Source organism: Pseudomonas sp. 10S5 (assembly GCF_035019745.1).
Classification (GTDB): domain Bacteria; phylum Pseudomonadota; class Gammaproteobacteria; order Pseudomonadales; family Pseudomonadaceae; genus Aquipseudomonas.
Genome location: NZ_JASJVL010000001.1, coordinates 308,001 through 334,720, shown reverse-complemented (window position 1 = coordinate 334,720; position 26,720 = coordinate 308,001). Strand labels below are relative to the sequence as shown.

The 26,720-nt window shown below is 53.8% G+C and carries 21 protein-coding genes and 2 pseudogenes; 12 read left to right on the top strand and 11 right to left on the bottom strand.

Annotated features, from left to right (window positions below; genetic code table 11):
- Positions 1–133: 133 nt before the first annotated feature.
- The gene (locus QN378_RS01500) at positions 134–2,497 is read right to left on the bottom strand and encodes a DNA polymerase II (protein WP_323547202.1); all 2,364 of its coding nucleotides are present in this window, start codon (positions 2,495–2,497) and stop codon (positions 134–136) included.
- 146 nt (positions 2,498–2,643) lie between these two features.
- Between QN378_RS01500 and QN378_RS01495 the strand changes: the two genes are divergently transcribed.
- Entirely contained in the window at positions 2,644–3,015 is a 372-nt protein-coding gene (locus QN378_RS01495; protein WP_322203845.1) for a cupin domain-containing protein, read from the top strand.
- Positions 3,016–3,037: 22 nt separating this feature from the next.
- Positions 3,038–3,628 (top strand): GNAT family protein, encoded by a 591-nt coding sequence (locus QN378_RS01490; RefSeq protein WP_323547204.1) that lies wholly within the window; start codon positions 3,038–3,040, stop codon positions 3,626–3,628.
- A gap of 191 nt (positions 3,629–3,819) precedes the next feature.
- On the opposite strand, the pseudogene QN378_RS01485 reads toward QN378_RS01490, so the two are convergent.
- A pseudogene (locus QN378_RS01485) lies at positions 3,820–3,939 on the bottom strand (2-hydroxyacid dehydrogenase); the annotation flags it as partial.
- A gap of 96 nt (positions 3,940–4,035) precedes the next feature.
- Between QN378_RS01485 and QN378_RS01480 the strand changes: the two are divergent.
- The 4 genes and pseudogenes from QN378_RS01480 to QN378_RS01465 all read left to right on the top strand — a co-directional run.
- Complete coding sequence (locus QN378_RS01480) at positions 4,036–4,665, top strand: glutathione S-transferase (RefSeq protein ID WP_323547206.1); 630 nt, start codon at positions 4,036–4,038, stop codon at positions 4,663–4,665.
- Positions 4,666–4,770: 105 nt separating this feature from the next.
- Positions 4,771–5,925, top strand: a complete 1,155-nt coding sequence (locus QN378_RS01475) for a murein transglycosylase A (RefSeq protein ID WP_323547208.1) — start codon at positions 4,771–4,773, stop codon at positions 5,923–5,925.
- A 147-nt stretch (positions 5,926–6,072) separates the two neighbouring features.
- Positions 6,073–6,702 carry a SagB/ThcOx family dehydrogenase gene (locus tag QN378_RS01470; protein WP_323547209.1) on the top strand — a complete coding sequence of 210 codons (630 nt, stop codon included), beginning with the start codon at positions 6,073–6,075 and terminating at the stop codon, positions 6,700–6,702.
- A 198-nt stretch (positions 6,703–6,900) separates the two neighbouring features.
- Positions 6,901–7,183: pseudogene (locus tag QN378_RS01465) on the top strand (transposase domain-containing protein); the annotation flags it as partial.
- On the opposite strand, the gene QN378_RS01460 reads toward QN378_RS01465, so the two are convergent.
- Positions 7,140–7,535, bottom strand: coding sequence for a helix-turn-helix domain-containing protein (locus tag QN378_RS01460; protein ID WP_323547211.1), 396 nt, complete (start codon positions 7,533–7,535; stop codon positions 7,140–7,142). The pseudogene QN378_RS01465 and the gene QN378_RS01460 sit on opposite strands and share 44 nt — an antisense overlap.
- Before the next feature lie 150 nt (positions 7,536–7,685).
- On the opposite strand from QN378_RS01460, the gene gstA reads away from it, so the two are divergent.
- Positions 7,686–8,315: a glutathione transferase GstA gene (gene gstA / locus QN378_RS01455; protein WP_323547213.1), complete on the top strand. Its 630-nt coding sequence runs from the start codon at positions 7,686–7,688 to the stop codon at positions 8,313–8,315.
- Between the two features lie 445 nt (positions 8,316–8,760).
- Here gstA and QN378_RS01450 read toward each other — a convergent pair whose 3' ends face one another.
- The 7 genes from QN378_RS01450 to QN378_RS01420 form a co-directional block, all read right to left on the bottom strand.
- On the bottom strand, positions 8,761–9,612 hold the full coding sequence (locus tag QN378_RS01450) for an oxidoreductase (protein ID WP_322203853.1): 852 nt from the start codon (positions 9,610–9,612) through the stop codon (positions 8,761–8,763).
- 135 nt (positions 9,613–9,747) lie between these two features.
- Positions 9,748–10,440, bottom strand: a complete 693-nt coding sequence (locus tag QN378_RS01445; protein WP_323547215.1) for a class I SAM-dependent methyltransferase — start codon at positions 10,438–10,440, stop codon at positions 9,748–9,750.
- 133 nt (positions 10,441–10,573) lie between these two features.
- Positions 10,574–11,248 carry a response regulator transcription factor gene (locus QN378_RS01440; protein ID WP_322203857.1) on the bottom strand — a complete coding sequence of 225 codons (675 nt, stop codon included), beginning with the start codon at positions 11,246–11,248 and terminating at the stop codon, positions 10,574–10,576.
- Between the two features lie 126 nt (positions 11,249–11,374).
- A complete protein-coding gene (locus QN378_RS01435; RefSeq protein ID WP_322203859.1) occupies positions 11,375–14,470 on the bottom strand; it encodes an efflux RND transporter permease subunit in 3,096 nt (1,031 codons plus the stop codon).
- A complete protein-coding gene (locus QN378_RS01430) occupies positions 14,467–15,654 on the bottom strand; it encodes an efflux RND transporter periplasmic adaptor subunit (RefSeq protein ID WP_322203861.1) in 1,188 nt (395 codons plus the stop codon). Before QN378_RS01430 ends, QN378_RS01435 begins: the two co-directional genes overlap by 4 nt.
- On the bottom strand, positions 15,651–17,087 hold the full coding sequence (locus QN378_RS01425; protein WP_323567422.1) for an efflux transporter outer membrane subunit: 1,437 nt from the start codon (positions 17,085–17,087) through the stop codon (positions 15,651–15,653). The genes QN378_RS01430 and QN378_RS01425 overlap by 4 nt, the downstream gene beginning before the upstream one ends.
- A gap of 332 nt (positions 17,088–17,419) precedes the next feature.
- Positions 17,420–18,103, bottom strand: coding sequence for a response regulator transcription factor (locus tag QN378_RS01420; RefSeq protein WP_322203865.1), 684 nt, complete (start codon positions 18,101–18,103; stop codon positions 17,420–17,422).
- 141 nt (positions 18,104–18,244) lie between these two features.
- Here QN378_RS01420 and QN378_RS01415 point away from each other — a divergent pair, with 141 nt between their 5' ends.
- From QN378_RS01415 to arnT, 5 genes are all read left to right on the top strand, one after another.
- Positions 18,245–18,937, top strand: coding sequence for a response regulator transcription factor (locus QN378_RS01415; RefSeq protein WP_322203867.1), 693 nt, complete (start codon positions 18,245–18,247; stop codon positions 18,935–18,937).
- On the top strand, positions 18,915–20,276 hold the full coding sequence (locus QN378_RS01410) for a sensor histidine kinase (protein WP_322203869.1): 1,362 nt from the start codon (positions 18,915–18,917) through the stop codon (positions 20,274–20,276). The genes QN378_RS01415 and QN378_RS01410 overlap by 23 nt, the downstream gene beginning before the upstream one ends.
- A 360-nt stretch (positions 20,277–20,636) precedes the next feature.
- Positions 20,637–22,568, top strand: coding sequence for an LTA synthase family protein (locus tag QN378_RS01405; RefSeq protein ID WP_322203871.1), 1,932 nt, complete (start codon positions 20,637–20,639; stop codon positions 22,566–22,568).
- Between the two features lie 413 nt (positions 22,569–22,981).
- Positions 22,982–23,494 (top strand): histidine phosphatase family protein, encoded by a 513-nt coding sequence (locus QN378_RS01400; protein WP_323547219.1) that lies wholly within the window; start codon positions 22,982–22,984, stop codon positions 23,492–23,494.
- Between the two features lie 43 nt (positions 23,495–23,537).
- The gene (arnT, locus tag QN378_RS01395) at positions 23,538–25,205 is read left to right on the top strand and encodes a lipid IV(A) 4-amino-4-deoxy-L-arabinosyltransferase (protein ID WP_323547268.1); all 1,668 of its coding nucleotides are present in this window, start codon (positions 23,538–23,540) and stop codon (positions 25,203–25,205) included.
- On the opposite strand, the gene QN378_RS01390 is transcribed toward arnT, so the two are convergent.
- Positions 25,187–26,647, bottom strand: coding sequence for a glycosyltransferase family 39 protein (locus QN378_RS01390; protein WP_323547221.1), 1,461 nt, complete (start codon positions 26,645–26,647; stop codon positions 25,187–25,189). The two genes, arnT and QN378_RS01390, sit on opposite strands and share 19 nt — an antisense overlap.
- Positions 26,648–26,720 lie beyond the last annotated feature (73 nt).

Below are 26,720 nucleotides of genomic sequence, written 5' to 3'. Positions count from 1 at the left end.
TTCGAGTTGATGGCGCTAAGTTACTGCCAGCACCCTGAAATGAAAAACTACCCGCATAGATACCTACTATCGACGGCGATGATCTGATACTAAAGTCTGAGCAAATGTTTACCGACTAAAGCACCTGCGGCCGTCAAAACAAGCCCATCTGACCACCAATCAACGTGCTGAAGTCGTCATTCACAAACGGCAAGATCGCGTCCGCTACAGGTTGCAGTTGGCGGGTGACGTAGTGGTCGTAGTCGATGGGTGCAGCTTGGGTTTCCAGTGGCTCAGGGCCCGCGGTGGTCATCAGATAGCTGATCCAACCGCCGCTTTGATATTGCCGCGGTCGACCTTGCCGGGCGTTGTATTCGTCGGCGATCCGCGCCGCGCGGACGTGGGGTGGCACGTTACGTTGGTAATCGTCCAGTTTACGCCGCAGCCGCTTACGGTAAATCAACAGGTCATCAAGCTCGCCTTTTAGAGTTTTGCGAACGTAATCGCGAACGTAGTCTTGGTACGGTTGCCGGTTGAAGATTCGCTCATAAAGCTCCTTCTGGAACTGCTGCGCTAATGGCGACCAATCCGTACGGACGGTCTCCAGCCCCTTGTAAACCATCTCGTCGCGACCGTCCGCTCGCGTAACCAAGCCTGCGTAACGTTTCTTACTGCCCTCCTCGGCACCACGAAGGGTCGGCATCAGAAAGCGCCGAAAGTGCGTCTCGAATTGCAGCTCAAGCACGCTCTCCAGTCCAAAAGCCTCCCGCACATGCTTACGCCACCACTGATTCACACGTGCGACCAACGCCCGGCCGATCCGGGCGGCATCTTCCTCGGAGTGGGTGCTACGCAGCCAGACGAAGGTCGAGTCGGTATCGCCATAGATCACGGCGTAACCTTCAGCCTCAATCAGCTCGCGAGTCCTGCGCATGATTTCGTGACCGCGCAAGGTGATGGACGACGCCAAACGCGGGTCGAAGAAGCGGCAGCCGCTGGACCCGAGCACGCCATAAAATGCGTTCATGATGATTTTCAGTGCCTGAGACAACGGCGCATTACGCTCACGCTTCGCTATTTCGCGGCCTTCGGACACGCGCGCAATGATCGAAGGTAAACAATGCCGCGTGCGAGAGAAACGTGCGCCACGAAAACCCGGCACCGACTCGGTATCACCGGGGTGGCGCAGGCCTTCAACCAGCCCCACCGGGTCAATCAGGAAGGTGCGGATAATTGACGGGTACAGGCTTTTGTAGTCCAGGACCAATACCGATTCGTAAAGACCCGGTTTCGAGTCCATGACAAATCCCCCAGGGCTGGCTTCAGGTGGGCGCTCACCCAGGTTTGGCGCAACAAATCCTTGGCGGTGCATCAATGGCATATAGAGGTTACTGAAGGCCGCAACTGATCCCCCGCTGCTGTCAACAGGCAAACCCGTCACAGAGGCCCGTTCCAGCAAAAACGTCAGCAACTCGGTTTTGGCGAAGATTCGCGTCACCAGTTCGCAGTCCTTAAGGTTGTAGCGCGCCAACGCCGGCTTGTCCTCGGCAAACATGCGGTTTATTTCGTCCATCTTTTGGTAGGCGTTGTTAATCGCTTTACCCTCACCCAACAAGGTTTGGGCGACGTTTTCCAGGCTGAACGATGGAAAGCTCCAGGTCGCCGAACGCAGCGCTTCAATGCCATCGATGATCAAGCGCCCGGGCGCAGACGCAAAGTAATGATTGTTACGCGTTCCGTGCTCACGCCAACCCATTTCCTCGCCGCCGCGTCCGAGGCGTAACGGCACTTTCAGCCGTTGCGCATGTTCATGCAGCACTCGCAGATCGAATTGCACCAGGTTCCAGCCGATGATTGCGTCAGGGTCGTGTCGGACCAACCACTCGTTGAGTTTTTCCAGCAACTGCGCCCGGGTAGCGCAGTACTCAAACAGAAAATCGACCTCATCATCCACCCCATTGGGTGGCCCGAGCATGTAAACCTGACGCTGGCCACACCCCTCTAGCGCAATGGAATACAGCTCGCCACGGGCGGTGGTTTCGATGTCCAGAGAGACCAGCTTCAGTGACGGTCGATAGTCGGTCGCGGGTTTCATCTGCGCATTGAGCAGCAGGCCCTTAGCGTCTGGCTCTCCACTGAACGCCACGGGTGCAGTGATAAACCGTTCCATCATGTAGCGTTCCGGCGGCCGAACATCCGCCTCGTAAACATCGACCGCGAAAGCGCGTAATTGCTTATCGATATTCATCAACTGCCGGTGCTGCTGGCAATACAAACCGAGCACAGGGCGGTGGCGAAAATCACACAGGCCTAACGGCTTGAATTGGAGGTTAAGTTCGCTGCGCAGTAATGAGGAGGCTCGCTCTTGTTGCTCAGCCGGAATGAACGCCACCGAGGGTTGGTGCGGTAGGCGAAGGTGCCGAGGGCCATCATCGGTAGCCAACCAGAACTCGACTTCGGTACCGGAGGGCGTATCGCGCCAATGCCGGGTCAGAACGAAACCCTGCTGTAAATCCACTGTTGCAACCTCGATCACTTGAATCCACGATGTTTCTCATGCGCTGAGTCATCTGCGTCATAAACGGCCACACTATAAAGATTCGTTACGATTGTGACTGCGTTTTGTTTACTGTGATGCCTTTGCGAACCCATGGAGCGAAACACATGCCGACTATTTCCCACCCAGTGAACATCGCCCAGGCCTTGGCTTCGCTGACCGCGCATTGGTCACCCAAAGTTGTCGGCCGGGTCAACGATCAATACATCAAGGTCGCCAAGCTCAAGGGCGAACTGATGTGGCACGCTCACGACGATGAAGACGAAACATTCATGGTGGTGTACGGCAGCTTGAAAATTCAGCTCCCGGACTCGGAAGTCGTTATCAATCCCGGTGAGTTCTTTACCGTTCCGCGCGGGGTTCGCCACAACCCGGTGGCCGAACAAGAGTGCGGGGTGATGCTGATCGAAACAGTTACCACGCTCCACACCGGCACCGAAATCACTTCACGCAGCGTGCCCATCGACGCGCAACTTTAATCCTGAGGCCCTCCTGCCAACCATGAACGCCCTGCCCCTCGAAACCTTCCTGATCGGGAATACCGTCGAACTTCAACCTTTGCAACTGAGCCACGCCTCGCGATTGCTGGAGGCCGCAGCCGATGGCCAGCTCTGGAACATGACCCTTACCGTAGTGCCCGGACCGGGCACGGTCGAGCAGTATGTTTCGACGGCGCTGGAGGGACGACAGGCTGGCACGGTGATGCCCTTCGCGATCATTCAGCGCGAAACCGGCAGGCTGGTGGGGAGTACACGGTTTTGGAAAATTGACCGCAAGAATCGAAAGCTGGAAATTGGTCACACTTGGTTGAGCGAGTCAGTGCAGCGCTCGGGGATCAATACCGAAGTGAAGCACCTGCTGTTGATGTACGCCTTCGACGTCATGAACTGCGTGCGGGTGCAATTTACCACCGACGAACTAAATGAAAAATCTCGGGCGGCTATCTTGCGCATTGGTGCGACGCAGGAGGGAATAGTCCGTCATGAACGCATCATGCCCGACGGTCGCAAACGCAATTCGGTGCGATTCAGCATCATCGATTCGGAGTGGCCAAATGTGAAAGCATTGCTGGAAGCAAAGATGCGTCGTTAAACATACGAACTGCACTATCGCGCTACTGGCTCATTTAACACCGTTAATTCTTCAGGTCACAGAATTGGAAGTGACTGCAGGTCTCAAGCGTTGCGCTGGTGCGGTGCGGCTGGCAGCACCGCATCCAGGCATGCATGCACCGGCAATCCGGCCCTCGATCAGGGCGGCAACCAAGTCAATTTCATTGACCAATTTACCGCCACCACTTCCAGAGCAGGCAAGCGTTCCATCATTGCCTTGGTGATCCCGGTATGGCCACCGGAAATAACGCCGCGAATATTCGCCGCGTGTTCTTTCAAATAAGCTTCTTTATAGTTTTAGCCCCGTTGCCGCCTAAAACTGAACAACCCCTCCCCCGACGGGTCAGACCCTTCGTGAATGAAACTGCCCTTACACAGGAATTACCCATGATCATCGTCCATCACCTGAACAACTCGCGCTCGCAGCGCATCCTTTGGCTGTTGGAAGAGCTGGCAATTCCTTACGAACTCAAGTGTTACCAACGCGATCCGAAGACCAACTTGGCGCCCCCAGAGCTGAAAGCAATCAATAAGCTGGGTAAGTCGCCAGTCATCGAAGACGGCACAAATGTCCTCATCGAGTCTGCTGCGATTATTGATTACTTGATTCGGCGCCACGGCCACGGGCAGCTTCAGCCAGACCCGTCGACAGCGGCGTATGACACATACGTGCAATGGCTGCACTTCGCCGAAGGGTCGGCGATGTTGCCGTTGATGCTTCACCTGTACGTCGCTCGTTTAGGGGAAGCAGGCAAGCCCTTGCACCCACGTATTGATTCAGAAGTGACCAACTACCTGAGCTATATCGACGATGCGTTGAGCCACTCCAACTACCTGCTTGGCGATGAGCTGACCGGCGCCGATGTCCAGTTAAGCTTTATCGGCGACGTGGCCAAGCAATTCGGCAAATTGGGCGCTTACCCACACCTCGCCGCATGGGTAGACCGCACTCAGGCGCGCCCTGCTTATCAAGCCGCGTTGAAGAAAGGCGGCGAATACGTCTTCGCGCGCCGCTGATCAGTCGCAAAGCCGCCGCAAACATGAGTGGCGGCGTTGCGCATTTGACGCGGGTTCCCTGATTCTCCAAGCTGATGCCTTCAAATTTCACCAGGAACACATCGTGTGATTGATTTTTGCTGCCGCTGGCGCCGGTTTTTGTTTTGCGTCGCGCCTCTTTTTGCCCTGCTGGCTGCCTGCGATAATGGCGTCCCGAAAGTCACCCCGCCCGTGGTCACTACCTATGTCAGTGTCAAGTGGGAGGACCTGCCAGCCACCAGCGATGACGACCTGCTCGCGGGCTTCAATGCCTGGTATTCGGCGTGCGCACGGATGGCCAACGATAAAGTCTGGAAAACCACTTGCAGCGCCGCCGCCCAGATTCCATCTAATGCAGCAGCGGTTCGTGAATTCCTTAAGTCAAACCTGCAGGTGTATAGCCTGCGGTCGGCTGACAAAGGCGCGAAGGGTTTGATAACCGGTTATTTCGAACCCATTTATAAGGGCAGTCTTGAGCGCACCGATACGACCACGGTGCCGGTATATGGCGTGCCAGATGACCTTGTGGTGGTGGCGCTCGATAGCATTTACCCCGAACTCAAGGGTAAACGGCTGCGTGGACGGCTTGAGGGTCGCACACTTAAGCCGTATGACGACGCCGCAACAATTGACCGTCAGGGAGCAAGCGCGCCGGTCTTGGCATGGCTAAGCAACCCGATGGACTTGCAGTTCCTACAGATCCAAGGTTCCGGCCGCATCCAATTAGACAGTGGCAAACAATTGCGCATAGGTTATGCCGACCAGAATGGTCATCCTTACAAACCCGTAGGACGTTGGCTGGTCGATCATGATCAGCTCAAGAAAGAAGAACTGAGCATGGGCCGCATTCGGGACTGGGCAACGGCCAACCCGGACCAGGTTCCAGAGTTGTTAGCGAGTAATCCAAGCTATGTGTTTTTCGGTATACGGCCCGAGAGCAACGAAGGCCCACGCGGCTCTCTTAACGTGCCTCTGACAGCCGGCTACAGCGTGGCGATTGATCGCAAAGTTATTCCACTGGGCAGCTTGCTTTGGCTCTCGACCACTCGCCCCAACGGCGGCGGCCCTATCGTACGTCCCGTTGCAGCACAGGATACCGGCGGCGCAATTGCCGGCGAAGTCCGCGCGGATTTGTTCACCGGTACCGGTGTGGCAGCAGGCGAACTGGCGGGAAATATGAAACAGGCTGGGCAAATCTGGTTGCTGTGGCCAAAAGACACGGCGATGCCTACGGTTCAATAAGACAGGGCGAGCGCATTGGGACAGCGTTGTGGTGGCTATCTATCCTTGCATCTGCGTTCGAATAGTCATCGTCTTAAGCATTGAAGTAGAGGAAGGAATGCTTCCATGATCGGAGTTCGAAGTCTGCTACCTTCAGGAGAATTCAACATGGATGAAAAGCTAATGGGTACTCAAAGTACCGCGCTGTTAAACGACCTCCTTTCCAAGAGACGAAGTGTTAGAAGTTTCAGTCAAGAAAAACTGAGCTTGGCCGCTTTGGAAAGTATTCTTGTCGCCGGACAGGGTTGTACTTCTGTGGACGGAAAGCGTTCTGCACCTTCTGCTCACGCCCTCCACCCACTTATGTTGACGGTAGTTATACATCAAGTGGAAGGTCTTTCGTCAGGTGTGTACGCGTTTGATTCAAAATCAGGGAGGATCTCCCGCAACAGAGACCCAATCAAAAATGGATTGTTGAATGCAGCCGCTTTAGGAGATGAAAGATGGTTGGAAGAAGCTCCGGCCGTCATCGTCATAGCTGCTGACCGAGATCTCGCAATCCTTCATTTCGCAGATCAACAAGCCGACGGCCTTAGGGGTGCACGCTATGTTGATTTTGAAGCTGGAGCAGTTACTCAGAACATGTATCTAGCTACCACTGCAGCGGGGTTGGGCGGGGTGGTAGTAATGGGTTTTGATGATATTAAGATGAAGGACGTATTAGGGCTTAAACTCTCTCATTTTCCGGTTGCCCTTTTCTGCGTGGGACATCCTCAAGAATATACTTCTGGGTTATGACCGTTGTCCTGAGCCACGAGCAGCCAGTCTTGCGGCCATTGAGCCTGGTCGATTGAACCAGGCTGATAGCACGACCGCACGTTTGCCGCTGTTTAACGATCCAGCAAATAGCCGGTTGTTGCGTCCAAGTGCCAAGGCCTTATTTGCTGTTCGAATGGCTGCTGTCGATGGGTAGCACCCATCCTCGAAATAGCGTGAAAGCGCCGTCCAGCGGTATCGCGCTACCTTGACGACAGGACCGTACCCATAGACAACTGGGCCGAAAACCAGATCCGGCCTTGGGCACTTGGGCCGCAAAATCTGGCATTCGCTGGGTCACTGCGCAGCGGAAAACGGGCGGCGGCCAAAATGAGTTCGATCCAATCGGCACGACTAACCGGACATGATCCAATGTTTATTTGAAGGAAGTTCTACGCATCTGCCAACGCAGCGGGCAATCAAGCTCGACCAACTAATGCCGCATCAATGGAAACACTGCTAACTGACGCAATGTGATCTGGACAGACGCTATCAACGGATTGGCGGCTTTTGACCCATAGCCCAAACTGCTTCATTACCTCTACAACAGGCTCTAACCGCCGTCCATCAACGGTGAGTTCGTATTCAACCGTAACGGGCACGGTGGGAAATACTGTACGTTTTACGAGTCCTGCTTCCTCAAGGGCGCGTAAATCAATGGTCAGCATTCGTTGCGAAATAGCGGGAATGTCCCGCCTAAGCGCATTAAAGCGCTTTGGTCCATCGAGCAGGTAGGACGCAAGGAGCAGGCGCCAGCGGCCACCTAGCAAACGCATCGCTTCTTCGACCGAGCAGCCTGATATGTTGTCCTTCATGGTCAGAATCCTTGAGGGATGTAGGTATATTTTTTGTACCTATACTACAAAATAGTGCGTTCTTCCTATTTTATTCCTGACATCTAGAATGAGCTGAGGCCGTCTCTCTGTTGGAGTTGACAGCACTCACTAATGCTCTGGAGTCTGCAAATGAAGCTGTACTACATCCCCGCGTCTTGCTCCCTCTCGCCCCATATCGTCCTGAATGAGCTTGGTCTCGATGCCACACTGATTAAAGTCGATCACAAGAAGCACATCACCGAATTGGGCGCCGATTACTTCGAGGTCAGCAGCTTTGGCTACGTACCTGCAATCGAGCTGGACGACGGAACTCTCCTGCGTGAGGGCCCAGCAATCGTGCAGTATTTGGGTGACCTGAGGCCGGAGCTTGGACTTGTTCCCGCCCATGGCACCCTTGATCGATACCGACTTCAAGAATGGCTGAGCTTCCTTACGTCTGAGATCCACAAGGGGTACATTCCGCTGTTGTACTCAACACTCGCGGGTAAATACGTAGACACTGCCAAGCCAAAGTTGGAGAAGCGCTTCGCCTGGATTGACGAACAATTGACTACCCGCCCATACCTCATGGGTAATTCCTTCACTGTGGCGGACGCCTATCTGTTCGCATTGACCGGCTGGGGCCAGGCTGCCTGGTTGACCAGCTATTACAAAGCCGACATCCATTTCAACAATTTGCATAACCTCCGTGCCTGGTATCACCGGGTCAAAGTTCGTCCTGCGGTTCAGAAAGCGTTGCGAGAAGAAGGTCTTGCGTAAAGGGACGCACATGCCAATCAAATAGTTATCGAGAATGGAAGGGCTCACGTTGCTCGTGGTTGATCGCTATAACGTAGGCAACAAAGATCAGCCGCTCAGGCCACAGGACACTGTTTTAGGAAGATGCGTTGCTCAGACGGTATTTATGAAGAAGGGTCGCGTTGAGACGGTTGCTCAGTGCGCCGCTAGCAGCTTAAGCACCCGGTTGGGCGCACTTCATATGATCTGGACTTTAAAGGATTTGGCGTAGGGACGGCATTTTGATTGCATGAAATGCCGCTTAAAGGCTGCAACTGGTGTCCACTTAAATGAAAGTGCACACCATGTCTTAGCTTTGCGGGTCTGTGTAGTTGACTTAGCCGGACGCTTACGTGCCAGACGCACCGCGAAGGATCCTTTGCCAACGCGCTAGCTGCTACTGAGAGCGACTACTACCTGTTTTACTTCAGTGCCCTTCTGGAAAATCAGCGCCCAGTGTGGTGTTTTCCCACGTGTCGAAATCATGACGCAACAATTCGATTTTTTTGCGGGCCAATTCCAGTGCGGCTTTGCCCAGCAGCAAGCGCAGTGGTGGGTTTTTCGAACTGGCAGCGTCGATGATCGCTTGGGCGGCTCGCACCGGATCGCCTGCCTGGCTACCACTGCGTTTAAAGGTCTGGCGGCGGCGTTCTCCGGCGGTGGCGTCATAATCATCAATGACCGTGGCCGATGCCTTGATTGATGGACCGGCCCAGTTGGTGCGAAACGGACCGGGCTCAACGATTAATACATCAATCCCCAACGGTTTGACTTCGATCGCCAGCGATTCGGAAATGCCCTCTACCGCAAATTTGGTGCCGTGGTAATAACCAGTGGCGCCAAAACTGGTGAGGCCGCCGATAGAGGATACGTTGATGATGATCCCACTGCGCTGCTTTCGCATCGTAGGCAACACCGCTTTGATCATGTCCACCAAACCGAAAACGTTGGCCTCGAACATTGCCCGTACGGGCTCGTCCTCGCCCTCTTCAATCGCAGCCAAATAGCCGAAACCGGCATTGTTAACCAGCGCGTCAATGCGGCCAAAGCGTTCGTTCGCTTGGCTCACCGCCTCAATGACCTGCTGTCGATTAGTAACGTCGAGCGCAAGCACCAATGAGGAATCTTCATGGCCTTTGACAATATCAGCAAGCGTCGAGGGATCACGAGCCGTCACCACAGCACGCCAGCCACGCGCCAATACCAACTTCGCCAGTTCGCGACCAAAACCGGTGGAGCAACCCGTAATCAGCCATACGGGCTTATCTTTAGTCATCATAAATTATGGTCCTATAAAATTTCCGTAGCGCTCAAAGGGCGCCGGGTATTAAAAACCTGTATCGGTGGCCGTTAATTGCGTGGACACCCTAAGTAGGCTTGATAGTCAAAACAACCAGAAAGTTCAAAAACAGGCTTACTCTGGTTCCATTTTCTTGCGCAGTACGTAGACCCGCCACATCGCATATAACGGAAGAAAATTCAGGCGATTTTGAATGTCGAAGCCCGCTTGCACGAACTCAGATTCCGCTATCTTTACAGGAATCACGAAGCAGTTTTGATGACCACTTTGTTTTCCCTGCGCCAGTCGTAATTGCTCTTGACGCTTACGCTTCCATGCGCTGAAGTTACCGTCAACCCATAACGAAATGATCACGGTGTCACGAGTGACACGGTTCAATTGTTCAAGTAACGCCGCTCTGTGTCTGGCATCGCCAATGTGATGCAGCAAGTGCATGCAAAAGATACAGTCCACCGAGTTTTCGGGCAGTTCAATATCGAATAACGATATCTGTAATGTACGTATTCGCTTTACCACCGCCAACGGTTGTGAATCGCAGGCCGTTTGCAATATTACTGCCGAACTATCCGCCGCAATAATCACGCGGTTGGCTTTCTCTGCGAGTAACCGCCAGGATCTGCCTAAACCACATGGGAGGTCTAGAACGGTAGTCGGCTCACCCGCTAGCACAAGGGCTTTACGGGCAAGCTGCTCGTCTCGCCAGTGCGACAATCGCCGTACGGCGTCGCCCTGACATCTGCGAAAATAATGCTGCGCATTGGCTTCGCCGTACTTTTGGAGAACGTTGAGCTTTACCGGATTAGTCATGATTCTTCTCCGCTAGTCATTGATAAAAACCGTAACTAACGGAGCGTCACAAAGGAGTTAATCCAGTGTGAAAATTTCATAGAATGACAATCAACTATTTCAAAACGTTACATGAACCTGAAAAACAATACAACTAGGCTGAGGTGTGAATCCTGTAACCGACCCCGTGATAGTTATGCAGCAACGGAATATCGAACCCTTTATCGACAACTTTACGCAGCAAGTAGATATTGCTTCTTAAACTGTCACTGTCCGGCAGATCGCTCCCCCAGACTGCCTCTTCAAGCTCCTGCCGGCGAACGATAGCCGGACTTTTTAGCATCAGAACTGCTAATAATGTGAGGTTTATCGGATTTAACTTTAACGGTCGCCCGGCACGGGTAACCTCAAGCGCGTCCAAGTCGTAGATCAAATCATGGATTTGGATAACGCGCTTCTGCACGCCCTTTTTGCGCCGCGCAATGGCTTCAATACGTGCCAACAACTCTGACAATGCAAACGGTTTGACGATGTAATCATCAGCTCCGGACTTGAACCCCTTAAGGCGGTCAGGCAAATCATCTCGGGCAGTCAGCATCAAAATTGGCGTGTCCAATCGCGCATGCTCCCGAAGATTCCTACACAGCTGATTCCCATCCATCCCGGGCAACATGACGTCGAGAATAATCGCGTCAAACGTCTCCGTTGCCGCAAGGTGCAAGCCGGTCAAACCGTCCGCCGCCCCTACTACTTCACAGCCTTTGAGCACCATGTACTCAGAGATACTATCTAAAATATCTTTATGGTCTTCGACAACAAGAATTCGCATGGTTTTTCCTACACTGCTCGTTATACAAGCCACCTTGACGCTTAGTGTTCAGGGTGGCTAATGAAAATAACGTCAAAACTCTTCTTATTTTAGTAATAGGACCGTTGCAAGAGTCGACCACCCCTCCTAAATCAAGCGCTTATCAAGCAGTAGCGGTCCGGTAACGGCAGCACGACGGCGGCGAAAACGATCAAACCAAAGATAAACAACTGGCGTGGTATATAGCGTCAGTACTTGGGATACCAGCAAACCACCCACGATGGCGATGCCCAACGGTTGGCGTAATTCCGAACCAGCTCCGTGTCCGAATGCCAGCGGCACCGCGCCCAGCAACGCCGCCAACGAAGTCATGAGGATCGGCCGCAATCGTAACAAGCACCCTTCGCGCACTGCGTCGGCCGCAGACATCCCTTGTTTTTCGGCTGCCAACGTGAAGTCGACAATCATGATGGCGTTCTTTTTCACGATGCCGATTAACAAAATGATCCCAATCATGCCCAGCACCGATAAGTCTTGACCACAAATGATGAGCGCCAGGAGCGCTCCAAATCCGGCCGATGGCAAGGTGGAGATAATCGTTAGCGGGTGGATGGCGCTTTCATACAGCACTCCCAACACGATGTAGACGGTCAGGATCGCTGCGAGAATCAGCCAGGGTTGGGACTTCAGGGAATCCTGAAAAGCTTGGGCCGTGCCTTGGAAACCGCCGCGAACATTGTCCGGCAAAGCCACTGCTAACGACGCCTGCTGGATAGCATTGACGGCCTCGCTCAATGCATGTCCTGGTGCTAGGTCAAACGACAGGGTGATGGCCGGAAAGATGCCTTGGTGGTTGATAATAATCGGGACCAACTCACTTTTGAGGTCAGCTAACAAATTCAACGGCACCAATGCGCCACTGTTCGACCGCACGTACAAGTGGCCAAGCGTTTCCAGCGACAATTGCCACTTCGGATCGAGTTCCAGGATGACGTGATTTTGGTCCAGCGCAGTGAACATGGTCGCGATCTGGCGCTGACCGAATGCGTCATACAACACGTCATCAATGGCTTGAACTGTGACGCCCATCCGCGAGGCGGTGGCGCGATCGATGACCAATGTCGCTTGGGTAGTGGCGCGTTGCTGATCAGACGTTACGTGTTGCAACTGCGGCAGGGTCTTGAGTTTGGCCAACAATACGCCGCTCCAGTGATCCAGCTCTTGGCTGTCCGGGTCTTGAAGTGTGTATTGATATTGGGTCTTGCTGGCCCTGCCACCAATCTGGATGTCTTGGTTAGCCTGCATGAACATCTTGATGCCGGGAATCTTGTCCAGTTGTGGCTGTAAACGTGCAATGACTTGTTGCGCCGAAGCGGTACGCTGGGCAAATGGCTTGAGGTTGATCATCACTTTACCCTGACTGATAGTCGGGTTAGGCCCTATCCAGAAATAGACCTTTGCCACCGCCGGATCAGCACCCACGATATTCGACAGCAGCGCTACCTGATCACGCATGGCTTTGGGTGATATATCCGGCGCCGCCTCCGCAATGCCCTGAATCAGGCCATTGTCCTGTTGCGGAAAAAAGCCCTTGGGTATGTAAACATAAAGCGCTGCAGTGGCCAGAAATGTCGCCATCGCTACGGCCAGAGTGAGCCGTTGGTGAGCTAATACCCAATCCAGGCTGCGGCTGTAGCTGTCATGAACGCGGTTAAACGCGCTTTCACAAATCCGCGAAAAACGCCCTGGCTCAGGCTCTTCCTCTTCGCGTTTAAGCAGCCATGCACAGAGCATCGGTGTGACCGTCAGAGAGACAATGCATGACATTAAAATGGCAACGCTGACCGTCACCGCAAACTCGCGCATCAGCCGGCCGACAATGCCGCCCATCAACAGAATCGGTAGGAACACGGCAATCAGCGAGATGGTCATTGAAATAATTGTAAAACCTACTTCTTGTAGTCCTTCCACTGCCGCCTGTATTTTCGTTTTGCCCATTTCCAGATGACGAACGATGTTTTCCATCACCACGATGGCATCATCGACCACAAACCCGACTGCAATCGCCAAGCCCATGATCGAGAGGTTATCGAGGCTATAACCCAGCAGATACATAACGGCAAATGTTGCTACCAGCGACAACGGAATAGTCAGCGTCGGTATCAACGTCGCTGTTGCCTTGCGCAGAAATACAAAAATAACTACCACCACCAAGGCGATCGATAGCAACAGCGTAAATTGCACGTCGTTAACCGAGGCCTCGATGGTTTGCGTGCGGTCACCCACCACCTGAACATGGACGTCTTTTGGCAACTGCGCGGTTAAAACCGGCAGCTTTGCTTTGATGGATGCGATGGTTGACAAGACGTTGAAGCCAGGCTGCTTGTGAATGTCGACGATGATGCCGGGTTCGCCCTCAATGGCCGCAGCTTGTTGAGTGTCTTCTGCACCATCAATGACGCTCCCCAAATCGCCCAGCTTGATCGGCACTCCGTTTTTATAAGCGACCACTTGTTCGCGATAGCCTTTGGGATCTAGCAACTGATCGGTTGCGCCTAAGGTGATCGAGCGATATTCGCCATCCAGGCTTCCCTTAGGCTGATCCAGGGTGCTGACCCCTATGATGCTGCGCACGTCTTCAAGTGTCAGACCGCGAGCAGCCAGTGCATCAGGATCGATTTGCACCCGTACTGCAGGTTTTTGTTCGCCATGGAAATCGATCAAGCCGACTCCGGGCATTTGCGACAACTGCTGCGCCAAGTAGTTATCAGCGTAAAGATCCAACTGGTGCAAGGTTTTGGTCGGTGACGTCAGGGCCAATGACAAAACCGTAAATTCAGCAGGATTGACCTTGTTGAAGGTCGGGGCGCTGGTCATGGTTTTCGGCAAGTTAGGGGTCGCGGTGTTGATTGCCGTTTGAACATCTAAAGCAGCACCGTCGATGTCACGGCTCAAATCGAACTGCAACACGATCTGGGTTTTACCGGCAGCACTGGTCGAGGTCATTGAAGTAACCTGCGGCACTGCTGAGAACGCTCGTTCCAAAGGCGTCGCCACCGAGGTCGCCATGGTGTCCGCGCTGGCGCCGGACAACTTGGCCGTAACTTGAATGGTCGGAAAATCCACCGTCGGTAGCGGTGCAACCGGCAGTTGGAAGTAAGCAAAACCACCGAGCAGCATGATCCCGATAGCCAGAAGGCACAGGCCCACGCGGCGCTTGATCAAACCGGCTAAGGCGTTCATCGACTGACCTCTGCATTGGCCGGAGGTTGAGCGGTCACCACATCAGTCTTTACCACTGAGACTTTCACCCCTGCGGCAATTCTTGACTGACCTTGGACCACCACGGTTTCTCCCGGCGCCAGGCCTTTACGAATCCATTGCTGGCCATTAACTACCGAAGAAGCATCCACCAAGCGTGGTTCTACACGCTGATCGGAATTGACCACGTATACGAATGAACCTTTTTGCCCTTGTTGCACCGCATTGACGGACACAACCGTGGCATCGCGCTGAGTGTGGAGCAAGACTCTGGCGCTCACCAATTGACCCGGCCACAGTTGCGAGGTGTCGTTGTTGAACTGGGCTTTGAGCTGGATTTGGCCGCTGCCGGCAGCGACCTGACTGTCGATAAAGCTGAGCTGGCCGGTTGCAATTTCCTGCTTGCCGTCGCGACTCATTGCAACTACCTGCAGCGGATGACGGGTGTTCTCTTCGAGAATTTCAGCCAAGGCATCCTGGCTGACTGAGAACGCCACGGAAATGGGGTTCATCTGGGTGATGGTGACCAATCCAGTCGCGTCAGCGCCATGGGCGATGGAGCCTACGTCAAGCAAACGCTGGCCGGTGCGGCCGGTCAGCGGTGCGGTAATTTGGGTGAAACTCAACTGTAACTTAGCGTTGTCCAATGCAGCCTGATCGGCCTGAACCGTGGCTTGTTGCGCCGCCAGCTCGGCGCGAAACGTATCAACATCTTGAGTCGGCCCCGCCTTCGCCGCTGCCAGCTTACTGGCCCGGTCCAGATTGACGCGCAGATTGGCAACTTGTGCCTGGTCTTTGGCGACCAACGCTTGGGCTTGCGCCACCTGAGCCTGATAAACCCGTGGGTCAATCTGCGCCAACTGCGCGCCGGATTTCACTATCTGGCCTTCGTTGAAAAATACTTTTTGCAACTCTCCATCGACCCGGACCCGTACGTTGACGGTGTTGAGAGCCTGAACGTTACCAATGGCATCAAGCCAGATCGGTAAGTCTTGCTGCTGCACCTGTTGCTGGGTCACCGGAACCACCGCATCAGCGGGCACGCTTGGGATAGTCTGGACCCTGCCTGGCCAGAACTGGCGAACCAAGACCGCGATGATCACCGCAACGATCAGTGCAATAAGTCGAAATCGACGACGAGAGGAAACAGGTTGCACCGAAGTCATGGACGGGAGGCCTGAAGAGAGGAAAAGGAAGTGGATGGCGTGACGTCGCTAGCAACGCTGGCGGGGCTGAAATCACCGCCCAGAGCCCTAAACAAGCCTACAGCGGCTTGCAAGTGTTGCAGCCTTACTTGCAGCAAAGTGTCTTCAGCTTGGTATTGGGTGCGTTCGACGATCAGCAATGTTTGGAAGTCAGTCGATCCCAGGCGATAGCGAACTTGCGCCAATCTCGCCGCTTCTCGGGCGGAAGTGACGGCCGCCACATTTAACGTATAACTCTGGTCGAGCTGATGTGCCGCGCTCAGTTGAGTCTGTACGTCCTGCAAGGCCTCAATCACCGATTCGCGATAGCTGGAGGTCAACTCCTGAACATGAGCCTGATCCAAATGCAATTGTCCCTTGAGCTGTCCTCCGGCAAACACCGGCTGACCCAAGGTACCGAGCATGCTCCAGATGTTGCTGCCGCTGAGGGTGTCGATACCGCCTTGAAGATCGAGTGAAAGATTGGGTAGAAAGGCTGCTCGTGCGACGCCGACATCAAAGTTGGCGGATCTCAAACGCGCTTCGGCCGCTTGAATGTCGGGGCGTTGACGCAACAGGCCGACCGGCAGGCCAGCGCGGGGGTTAGGTACGGCCAAATTGTTAAGACCCACTTTAGTGACCTTGAAACCCTGTGGCGGTACCCCAACCAAAACTGCGAGCTGATACAGCGCCATGTCACGTTGCTGCCGCAGTGGTGGGACTGCAGCTTGAAACGTCTGGAGCGCATTACGTTGCTGTTCGACTTCCAGGTTCGAAACGGCGCCTTGGGCCGCTTGAACGTTCACCAGATCCAGCACCTGTTGCGCGTCACCGGCAATCGACTGGGCCAAGCGCAGCCGATCGTCTAGGGACAACACTTGGAAATACGTATTGGCAATATTCGCTCCGAGAGTCATGCGTAACGTTTGAGCATCGAAAGCACTAGCATGGGCTAACGCGGCCGAGGAATCTGCTGCGGCCCGTTGTTTACCCCAGAAATCGACCTCATAGGTCGCATCAGCAAACGCGCTGCGCTTTTGCGTGGTGCCGTAGTTATTCTGGCGCTGAAAGTTGCCGCCCAAGGACAGCAGTGGGTATTTCGCGGCGCCCGTAACTTGAGCTAAGGCTTGCGCTTCGTCGATCCGACTGACCGCCGCCTTAAGCGTGTAATTGTCCGTTAACCCTTTAGCGACAAGGCCATTGAGTTCGTCACTGTGAAACTCTTCCCACCAGGGACCACCCGGCGTCGAGGCGCCAGTCAAACCTTGTACAGCATCCCAAGCGGGTGCAATCGGCACCTGGGGCTGATGATACGAAGGCACCAACGAACAACCACCGAGCAATAATCCTGCGGTGAACGCCAGTGACCTTGGGACTCGCCCTGACGCTAAACGCGTTACAACTCTCGACGGCATAGATGCACCTGACATGTGCTGATCATTCCCAATTTCTTAGTGGGACATCCCACCAACGAATGAAGGATAACCAGCCGCGACTGTCACTGCAGTCCTCGGAACCTAAACATTTATTTAATAAGCCAAGGGCCTAAGTACGGACCTCACAGGCCACAACACTGGAGACTTCGGATGGCCATAAAGGGTCTCGCGCTCGCCCAAACAGGTTTTTAATTCTTCAATCCCACGCTTTTTGTAAAACGCATGCAGCGGGGCATGGCAGAAGAAGCCGACACTCCCAAAGCCGCTGAAAGGGAATATCACCCGTTCAGGTTGCCTCTAAAAAGACTTGATCACTCGTCACACGATTCAAATAGATACCCCGCCCCCGCTACCGTTCGGATCAGAGAGCGGTCGAACCCCTCATCCAGCTTGCGACGCAGGCGATAAATATGTTTATCGATAACATTGTCATTAGGGTCAAACGCGTAATCCCACGCGCTCTCCAATAGCATGTCGCGTGTCACCACTTGGTCGGCATGGCGCATGAGTTTGGCCAAGATCAGCGACTCCCGATATTGCAAAACGATCACCCGACCCTGCCGCGTTACCGAACGCGTGGCGCAGTCAAGCTGCACCTCCCCAACGGATACGATTTGCGAGCTTGGAGCAGGTCTATCAGCGGTGCGGAGCAACGCATCAAGGCGCGCCAATACCTCAACGAACGCATAAGGTTTGGTCACGTAATCATCGCACCCAGCCTGCAAACCCTCGACACGGTGTTGCGTCGAACCTTGCGCACTAAGCATCAGGATTGGTGTACGCAGGCCCCTATCTCGTAACGTGCGAACGAGTACCAGACCGTCCACGCCCGGCAAACGCCGATCAACGATCAAAGCGTCATAAATACCTTCCAGGGCCATGGCCAAGCCGCTGACGCCTTCGTCGGCAGCATCGGCAACATGCCCGCTCTCATTCAAGCCACGCACCAGGTAAGCCGCAGTGCGAGCGTCGTCTTCAATTACCAGTATCCGCACAATGACCTCAATGGAACCGCAGCTAAACTTTTGTTCATGTTGACGCGACCTTCCCGTTCATCGCGCATTGGCACACTATGCCACCACTGAGGAAAACTGTACCCAATCCTCACCGCCCATCTATCGAGGACGGCATCGCCCATGACCCACGTACTCATCGTCGAGGACGACGCACCTACTGCCAACGAAATCAAGGCCGCGCTGCAAGACCATGGGTTCGAAGCGACCTGCGTTGAAAATGGTCGTGACGGGCTGATGAATGCGTTCAGTGGCGATTTCGACATCATTGTGCTGGACCGAATGCTGCCCGGAGCAGTGGATGGATTGGGGGTGCTAACCGCTTTACGCGCCGCAGGTATTGCCACGCCGGTATTGATTTTGAGCGCGTTGAATGCGCTGGATGAGCGCGTCCGCGGGTTACGGGCGGGCGGCGATGATTACCTGACCAAGCCCTTCGAGTTTATCGAGCTGACCGCGCGCTTGGATGCTCTGATCCGTCGTCGGGTCTCGCCGCCAGGCCAAGAGCGCGAAAGTCGGTTGAAGGTCGGTCAACTTGACGTCGATCTGTTGGCCCGTACGGTACGGCGGGGCGAGAGAACTATCGACTTGTTACCTCGCGAGTACGCCCTGCTTGAATACCTGATGCGCCATGCTGGGCAAGTCATCACCCGCACCATGCTGTTTGAGGCGGTTTGGAATTACAGTTATGACGAGCGAACCAATGTCATTGAAGTGCATATCGGTCGATTACGTCGAAAGGTCGATGGCGAAGGCGACGATCCAATGATTCATACCGTACGTGGAGCTGGCTATGTTCTCCGTTCACCTGAGTGAAATTCCACGCACTATCAGCTTTCGCACTGGCCTGATGTTTCTGGGTTTGTTCGGCTTTTCGTTTCTGGCGCTATTTGGCTACATCTACTGGCAAACTGCGGTCTACCTCAAGGCCGAGGCGGACACCGCCCTAATACGCCAAGTTGATAATCGAAGCCGACAGACGCCTGAGTTGCGTGAGCAGGAAATCCGCAAACACGACCTTCAAGACGTTAACGCACGCCTCCCCCACTCGTTGTTCGATGGACAAGGCAATCTCATTGCAGGCGCCATAGAAACACTGCCCGCGTTCAAAGCGTACGACCAACCTGACGAGTTTCTCTGGGAAAAACCTAACGGCAGTAAACGCCCCATTCGCTTCATGGTTCATAAACTTGAAGACGGTAAGACGCTTCTGGTCGCCCAGGACATGCACGACATTCATGAATTTGACGAACTACTGGTCAATGCACTGGTATCCGGTGGATGCCTGTTGCTGGTCGTGGGCCTGATCGGATCGATTGGGTTGGGGTACATGGCTCGTCGCAGGCTTGACACCCTCAGCTCCTCGATTAAACAAATCGTAGAAGGTGACCTTAGCCGACGCTTGCCGACCCGGGGCAACCGCGATGACATCGATCGCTTGGCCAATGTGGTCAACGGCATGCTAGATGAGCTAGAACGACTGATGAGCGAAGTCAAGGGTGTCTGTGACGACATTGCTCATGACCTGCGCACGCCATTGACACGGTTGATTGCCGGACTGGAAAGGGCCCAACGACGTGGCCTATTGGAAGAGGATTACGCATTGACCGTGGACTCGGCGCTTAATGAGGCCCGCGGGTTGCTGCTCACCTTTCGTGCGCTGCTAAGGATCTCCGAAATCGAAGACAGTGCACGCCGCAGTAGTTTCGCCAAGGTCGATCTAAACCGCATCGGTGCTGACGCCGCCGAGTTCTTCGAGCCACTGGCCGAAGAGCGAGGTATGACCCTAACGTTCGAACCCGCACCAACGCCTGCAACTCTAGCGGGCGATGCGCAACTGCTATTCGATGCGGCGTGTAATTTGTTGGATAACGCCATTAAGTTTTCACCCGACAACAGCCGTATTCGGGTCACCGTGGGAAGTGCTGTTGGCGGCCCGTGCTTGATCGTCAGCGACAACGGTCCCGGCATTCCAGAAATCGAACGAGAAGCTGTATTCAGGCGGTTGTACCGTTCTGAATCCAGTCGGCATACGCCGGGCAACGGCCTGGGGCTAAGCATGGTCGCGGCGGTGGCTCGTTTGCACGATATGACGCTTGAGGTGTCTGATGCCAAACCGGGGTGTCAGATTATCTTGAGAGGTGCCAAGCGTTAGACGCTTTCACTTTCGCCCAGGTGTTTTTTCAAACGGCCTCACATTTTTTTGACAAAGACTAGAGGATGATTGCGCACGCGATGAATCGCGTTGTCCGCTCGCCTGCATTAATCGTGATTTAAAGGCTCTAATCCGGGCCTCTCGCAACAACTAATCGGTTCAAACGGATACCGATTAGCGATGGACGTTAGTACGAAATCGTTAACGGCTGATTCTTATCCCATACGCGCGAGTCTTTTAATGTCATCGAATTGCACCATGCTCACGCCGCAACAATAAAAAGCATACCCTCCTTCGAATTAGTTATTCGAGACACCCTTGGCGTTGCACAACGTCAACGCCATGCGTAAGGAAACAACAATGCGTGCTTCTCACACCGCACCCCTCCGCTATTTATTCTTATTGACCGCTACCTGGTTCGTGATTTTTTTAATTACTCGCGGCGTGCTCTTGGCCACCCATTTACACGAGGCTGGCAACGGATTCGTGTCTATCTTCGGGATCGGCGCTATTTATGACATAGCGTTCCTTGTGTACGCAGCATTGCCCTTGGCTTTTTATGCGCTTTTCTGCCCTCCGGCTCTGTGGCGCACCCGCGGACACCGTTGGTTTTTGCACGGCGTCATGACCGTCAGCATTTTCGTCATGCTATTTGTTTCAGTGGCCGAATGGTTATTTTGGGATGAGTTCGGCGTTCGCTTCAACTTTATTGCCGTGGATTATTTGGTTTATTCCAAAGAAGTTCTGAACAACATTCTTGAGTCTTACCCCATTGGTGCATTGCTCGGCATTCTTGCTGTCGCTGCTATTGGCCTAAGTACTTTGTTGTACAAACCGGTCAAAGCTGCCGTGAGTGCGCCATTGCCTAAAGCACGGCAACGGCTGATCAGCTTTGCGGTGCTTCTGGTGCTCGCCGGGCTGAATATGCAGTTCATCGATCAAGAAAGCCCACGCGGCGAAGGCGGCAATGCTTACCAACATGAATTGGGTACCAACGGACCGTTTCAGTTCTTCGCGGCGTTCCGGAATAACGAACTCGATTACAAACAGTTTTTTGCAAGCCTGTCTAACGAAGAAGTCGCTCATCAATTGCGCGCTGAATTGGCTGAGCCCAATGCCACGTTCATTGGCAAAGACCCGCAGGATATTCGCCGCAACATTGCCAACCCCGGCACGCCTCGAACGCCAAATATTATTCTGGTCACCATCGAAAGCCTTAGCGCCAAGTACATGGGCAGCAACGGCGACCCGCATAACTTAACGCCCAATCTCGACGAATTACGAAAGCACAGCCTCTACTTCAATAATTTCTACGCCACCGGGACGCGTACGGATCGCGGGCTGGAAGCCATTACCCTGTCCATTCCACCGACGCCAGGCCGTTCTATCGTCAAGCGTATCGGTCGTGAGAGCGGCTACGGCAGCTTGGGCCAACAACTTAACGCGGTAGGTTACGACAGCGTATTCATGTACGGCGGCCGTGGTTATTTCGACAACATGAACGCGTTTTTCAGCGGCAACGGTTATCGCATTGTTGATCAGAGCAGTATTAAGGAATCAGACATCCACTTTAAAAATGCCTGGGGCATAGCCGACGAAGATCTTTTCCAGCAATCGCTGAACGAGGCGGATGCCGGCTTCGCCAAACACAGGCCATTTTTCCTGCAGTTAATGACGACGTCGAATCACCGCCCTTACACTTATCCTGCGGGTCGGATCGACATTAAATCGGGTGACGGTCGCAACGGTTCGGTGAAATACACCGATTACGCCATTGGCAAATTCCTTGAAGAAGCGCGACAGAAACCTTGGTTCAACAACACTATTTTTGTGTTCGTGGCCGACCATACCGCTGGTAGCGCAGGCCGAGAGGACTTGCCGATCACCAACTATCAAATCCCGCTATTTATTTATGCGCCCACGTTGATAAAAGCGCGCGAATCATCGCAACTGGCAAGCCAAATCGACCTGGCGCCAACCCTCCTCGGGCTATTAAATCAGAGTTATCAGTCAACCTTCTTTGGCCGTAACTTATTACAGGACAACCCGCTGCCCCCTCGCGTGCTAGTAGGTAACTATCAGCATCTTGGGCTGTTTGACGGTACTAACCTGGCCATCCTCAGCCCTCAGAAATTGCTTCGCCGTCATGACCAGGCATTGACCGAGAGCCTAGAGTCAAGGGTCAACGATACAGACCCATTGATCATTCGTGCTATCAGCTATTACCAAGGCGCTAGCTATGACTACAAGCAGCGCTTGCTGAACTGGGTACCCCACACCGCCGCACCGTAAAATATAAAACCGTCGCCACTTGTGACTCAGTGGCGTCGGTTTTTTTATGGACAGTAATAAACTTTCGCTGGACGTTAATGACTTGGCCAGCTTCGCTAAATTTTCACATCTTTTTTACCGCGAAACCACGTCGCACACCCTACGATTCTTGCTATAACGAACTGCACACATTTCCTTGAAAGCCGACTAACAAGCTTTCAGGGTCGCAAAACCTACGCATCGTAAAATCATTCTCTCGGAGCACTAAGCAGATGAAATCATCAGCTGAAGTACCTGCATCGTCATTAACAACGGCGGCCGCAACTAGGCTTAAAAAGATCGTGGTCGGCATAGTTCTCGTACTGTGCATTGCATTAATTGCAGGATTTTTCTGGTGGCCTAAATCTCCAACAGATCTGGGCAAGCACGAAAACATGATGACTTCTGACGTCTACAGCCATTGGCAACAAGGTGACATTGTTGCTCTCGTGCGACATGCCGAACGCTGTGATCGGTCTGCTAATCCATGCCTGGGCCCAGAAGACGGCATCACTAAAGCAGGCAGCGACACCGCAGCTTTGGTTGGCAAGGCTTTCAACAGACTGGGCATGGCAAATACAGACGTCATGAGCAGCCCCCTTCACCGCACCCAGCAAACCTCATTCGCCATGTTTGGCAAAGCCAGCCCTGATGAAGAATGGCTGGCCAAGTGCGAGCACGCCATGCTCGACGACTTAGTGGCCCACAAGACCGCTCATCGCAACATGGTATTGGTTACCCACAGCGGTTGCATAAGCACACTGGAAAAAGAATTGGGTTTTGCCCACCCTAAGACCAGCGAGTATGCCAGTACGTTATTTGTGTCCATTAGCGCCGACGGCCACCCGAAAGTGCTCGGCTTGATTAACTATCAGGACTGGGAAGCCACTCTGAATAAGAAACCGTAAGTTTTCAGCGATCAACATCGAGCACGACGTGATGCCCAATTTCATGGTCAAACCCCAGGCCGTTATTCTGTTGTTGCTGGCCTTTGTTATCTTTTATTTGCTACCACTGACGACTCACGGCCTGTGGATACCTGACGAAACTCGCTACGCACAAATCAGTCAGGAGATGCTTCTAAGTGGTAACTGGGCCTCTCCCCATCTGATGGGTCTGCGCTACTTTGAAAAACCTGCGCTTGGCTACTGGATAATTGCCCTTGGCCAATCCCTGTTTGGCGACAACCTATTCGGCGTTCGTATTGCCTCGGCAATAAGTCTCGGACTGAGTACCGTGCTGGCCTACCTGATTGCCCAGCGGTTGTGGAACTCGCCACGCACAAGCTTGGCGTGTGCGACGGTGTACATGAGTTTTGGGCTAATCATTAGCCAAGCCGGTTACGCCAACCTAGATCCGCAGTTTGCCTTATGGGTAAACCTCAGCATTGTCGCGCTGTGGTATGCCATCGACGGTGCAGCACGCCGAACAAAAGTTATTGCGTGGGTCGTGTTGGGATTGGCTTGTGGCATGGGCTTCATGACTAAGGGGTTTCTGGCGCTGTTGCTTCCGGTGTTGATCGCGCTGCCTTACATGATCTGGCAGAGGCGCGTTAAAGAACTGTTGCGGTATGGTGGCATCGCTGTGCTGGTCGCTACGTTAATCTCACTGCCGTGGGTATTGACTATTCATGTGCGCGAGCCTGACTTCTGGCGATTCTTTTTCTGGCACGAACACATCCGCCGTTTCGCAGGCGATGACGCGCAGCATGCCGAGCCTTGGTGGTTCTATGGTCCGCTGCTCATTGCATCGAGCTTGCCATGGGCGCTGCTTTTACCAACCACGTTGAAGCACGCCTGGCAAAACCGACAACAACCGAAGACCGTTTTTCTGCTGATGTGGCTGTGCATACCACTGTTTTTTTTCAGCCTGAGCAAAGGAAAACTCCCACCCTACATCTTGCCGTGCATGTTGCCGTTAGCTTTACTAATTGGCGATGCGCTGATCAATTGGCTCGAACAGGCCAAAACCCTCGCTATACGCACCAATGCCGTCTTCAATTTGGTATTAGGTTTGGCCGCTGTAGTAGCGGTGGTTTATCTGCAAATCAACCATCCCCTCTTCGTCCATGAACCACTGCATTTGGCTCTGCTGATCGTTGCACTGGCTTGCTGGATACTGGCCAATGCGTTGCAAATCAGTAAGCCTGAAATTTTTTACCTCGCCCCGGCGGTAGGTATGTGGTTGGCAGTCGCGCTATTGCCTACGGCGTTGCCTGACAACGTCGTCGACAACAAGACGCCTGGCAAGTTTATAGCCGAGCATGCGCAGGCACTTCGCCTAAGCCACTCGTTGATGAGTAACGATTTGGCTGTTGCGTCGGCACTGGCCTGGAGGACAGCGAATCCCAGAGTGACGCTCTACAACACGGTAGGTGAGGCCAAATATGGCCTTGCCTACCCGGACGTTGCGGACCGAACCGTCAAAACTGCCAATGTGCAGCAATGGCTGACGCAGGCGCGACGTGAAGGGTCAGTTGGTGTAGTGATGCGGGTCAATAGCGAAGATGAGCGGCATGAGTTCGAACAGCTACCCACCGACGCAACGCGTTATGAGCAAGGCACCGAAGTGATCTTGCTCTACCCGCAAACTGACCCTGCTCACATCACCATAAAGTAATAGGCGCGGTTGCCCACTACAATTTTCTTCAAGATTTTAAGTGGCGCGACCGGGTCAGTCTGACGTTCCATCACCGCGACATTGGTGGGTGACTCCGCGAGGAAGCTATTGAGCTGATCCTCGGATTGAAGAGCCACTAACAAGGTTTGGGTGTAAAACACTCCCGCTCCCGCCAGTCGTTCACTGGGTGTGAACAATACAACCCGTTGACCATTTGCCTGCAACGCCCGGATCTGCTCGGTGATCGGGGTGAAAGCTTCTTTACGATCTTCCCGTGGAATGACCCAGATCGCCACTGACAGATAACTGACAACGATCAGGCCCAGAAGACCCAATATCAATGCGCGCTGGTGATGTACGAGCTTCTGCGCTCTTAATGACGTAGCGGATCGTTCACGCAGTCGCTCCAACAGCACTGACGTGTACTCAGCCGCGATGACCGCGGCAGCTGGTGTCAACGACATCAGATAAACCATGCGTTTGCTGGACGCTAGCGTCAGCAAGGTAAACTGCGCCAACAACCACAGTCCGAAAAAAAGCAGATACGGACTGGCGCGCATTTTTTTGCAAAAGTGCCAGAGGCCGACATAAACCAGAATATTCCAAGGCAGAAATGACTGTGGCAACTTAGCCAAGTAGTAATAGAACGGCTCGAAATGTCCGGCCGCTGAGAACCCGCCACCGAAACGCCCTACGCTGTTAGCCCAGAGCACTTCGTTAATCGCTGATGAACCGCCGGCCTGATACAAAAATCCGAGCCATACCGCCAATGGCACCAAGGCAACCAAGGTAACGCAAGCCGGCCATAACCAATCGGCAAGCACAAAGCGTTTATCGATCAGGCTTTGCGCGACCAGAAACGCAAAAATTACCGCGCCCGGCAGCGCCAACCCCAGTACACCTTTGCTCAAGGTAGCGATGACTATACCCAGCGCGAACATGGACCAGCGCGCAATCGAATGACGATGCTGCGAAGTCCAATGTCGGTTAGCGAGAAAAAACCCGAGCAGCGCCAAGGTGACGCCTAACGAGAGCAACGAATCTTCCCCGACCTGCCGAACATTGCTCCAGTAGCTGCCCATGGTTGCCAGTAAAACGGCCGCCCCAGCCGATATCATCACCGGACGTCCTAATTTACGCAGCGCGCCATAAAGCACCAGTATGCTCAGCAATCCCGCCAGCGCAGAGGCCAACCTAACCGACCATGTGTTTGCACCGAACACTTTGATGGCGCCCGCGTCCAGCCATAAACTCAGCGGCGGCTTTTCGAGAAACGGTTCTCCGTTTAGCTTCGGTGTCACCCAATCGTTATCTAGGTACATTTCCATGGCGATGCCAGCGACGCGGGGTTCGGCGGAACCTTGCAGTTGGTGATTACCCAACCCGACGAAGAACAACAGACAACCGAGTACAAACAACAGGAAGACGGGACGAATTGACATAGGCGTGTGCGACTCACAAAGACGATCAGCGAAGGATACAGGGGTTTAGCGTAACGCAAAGTGGCTGGATTAC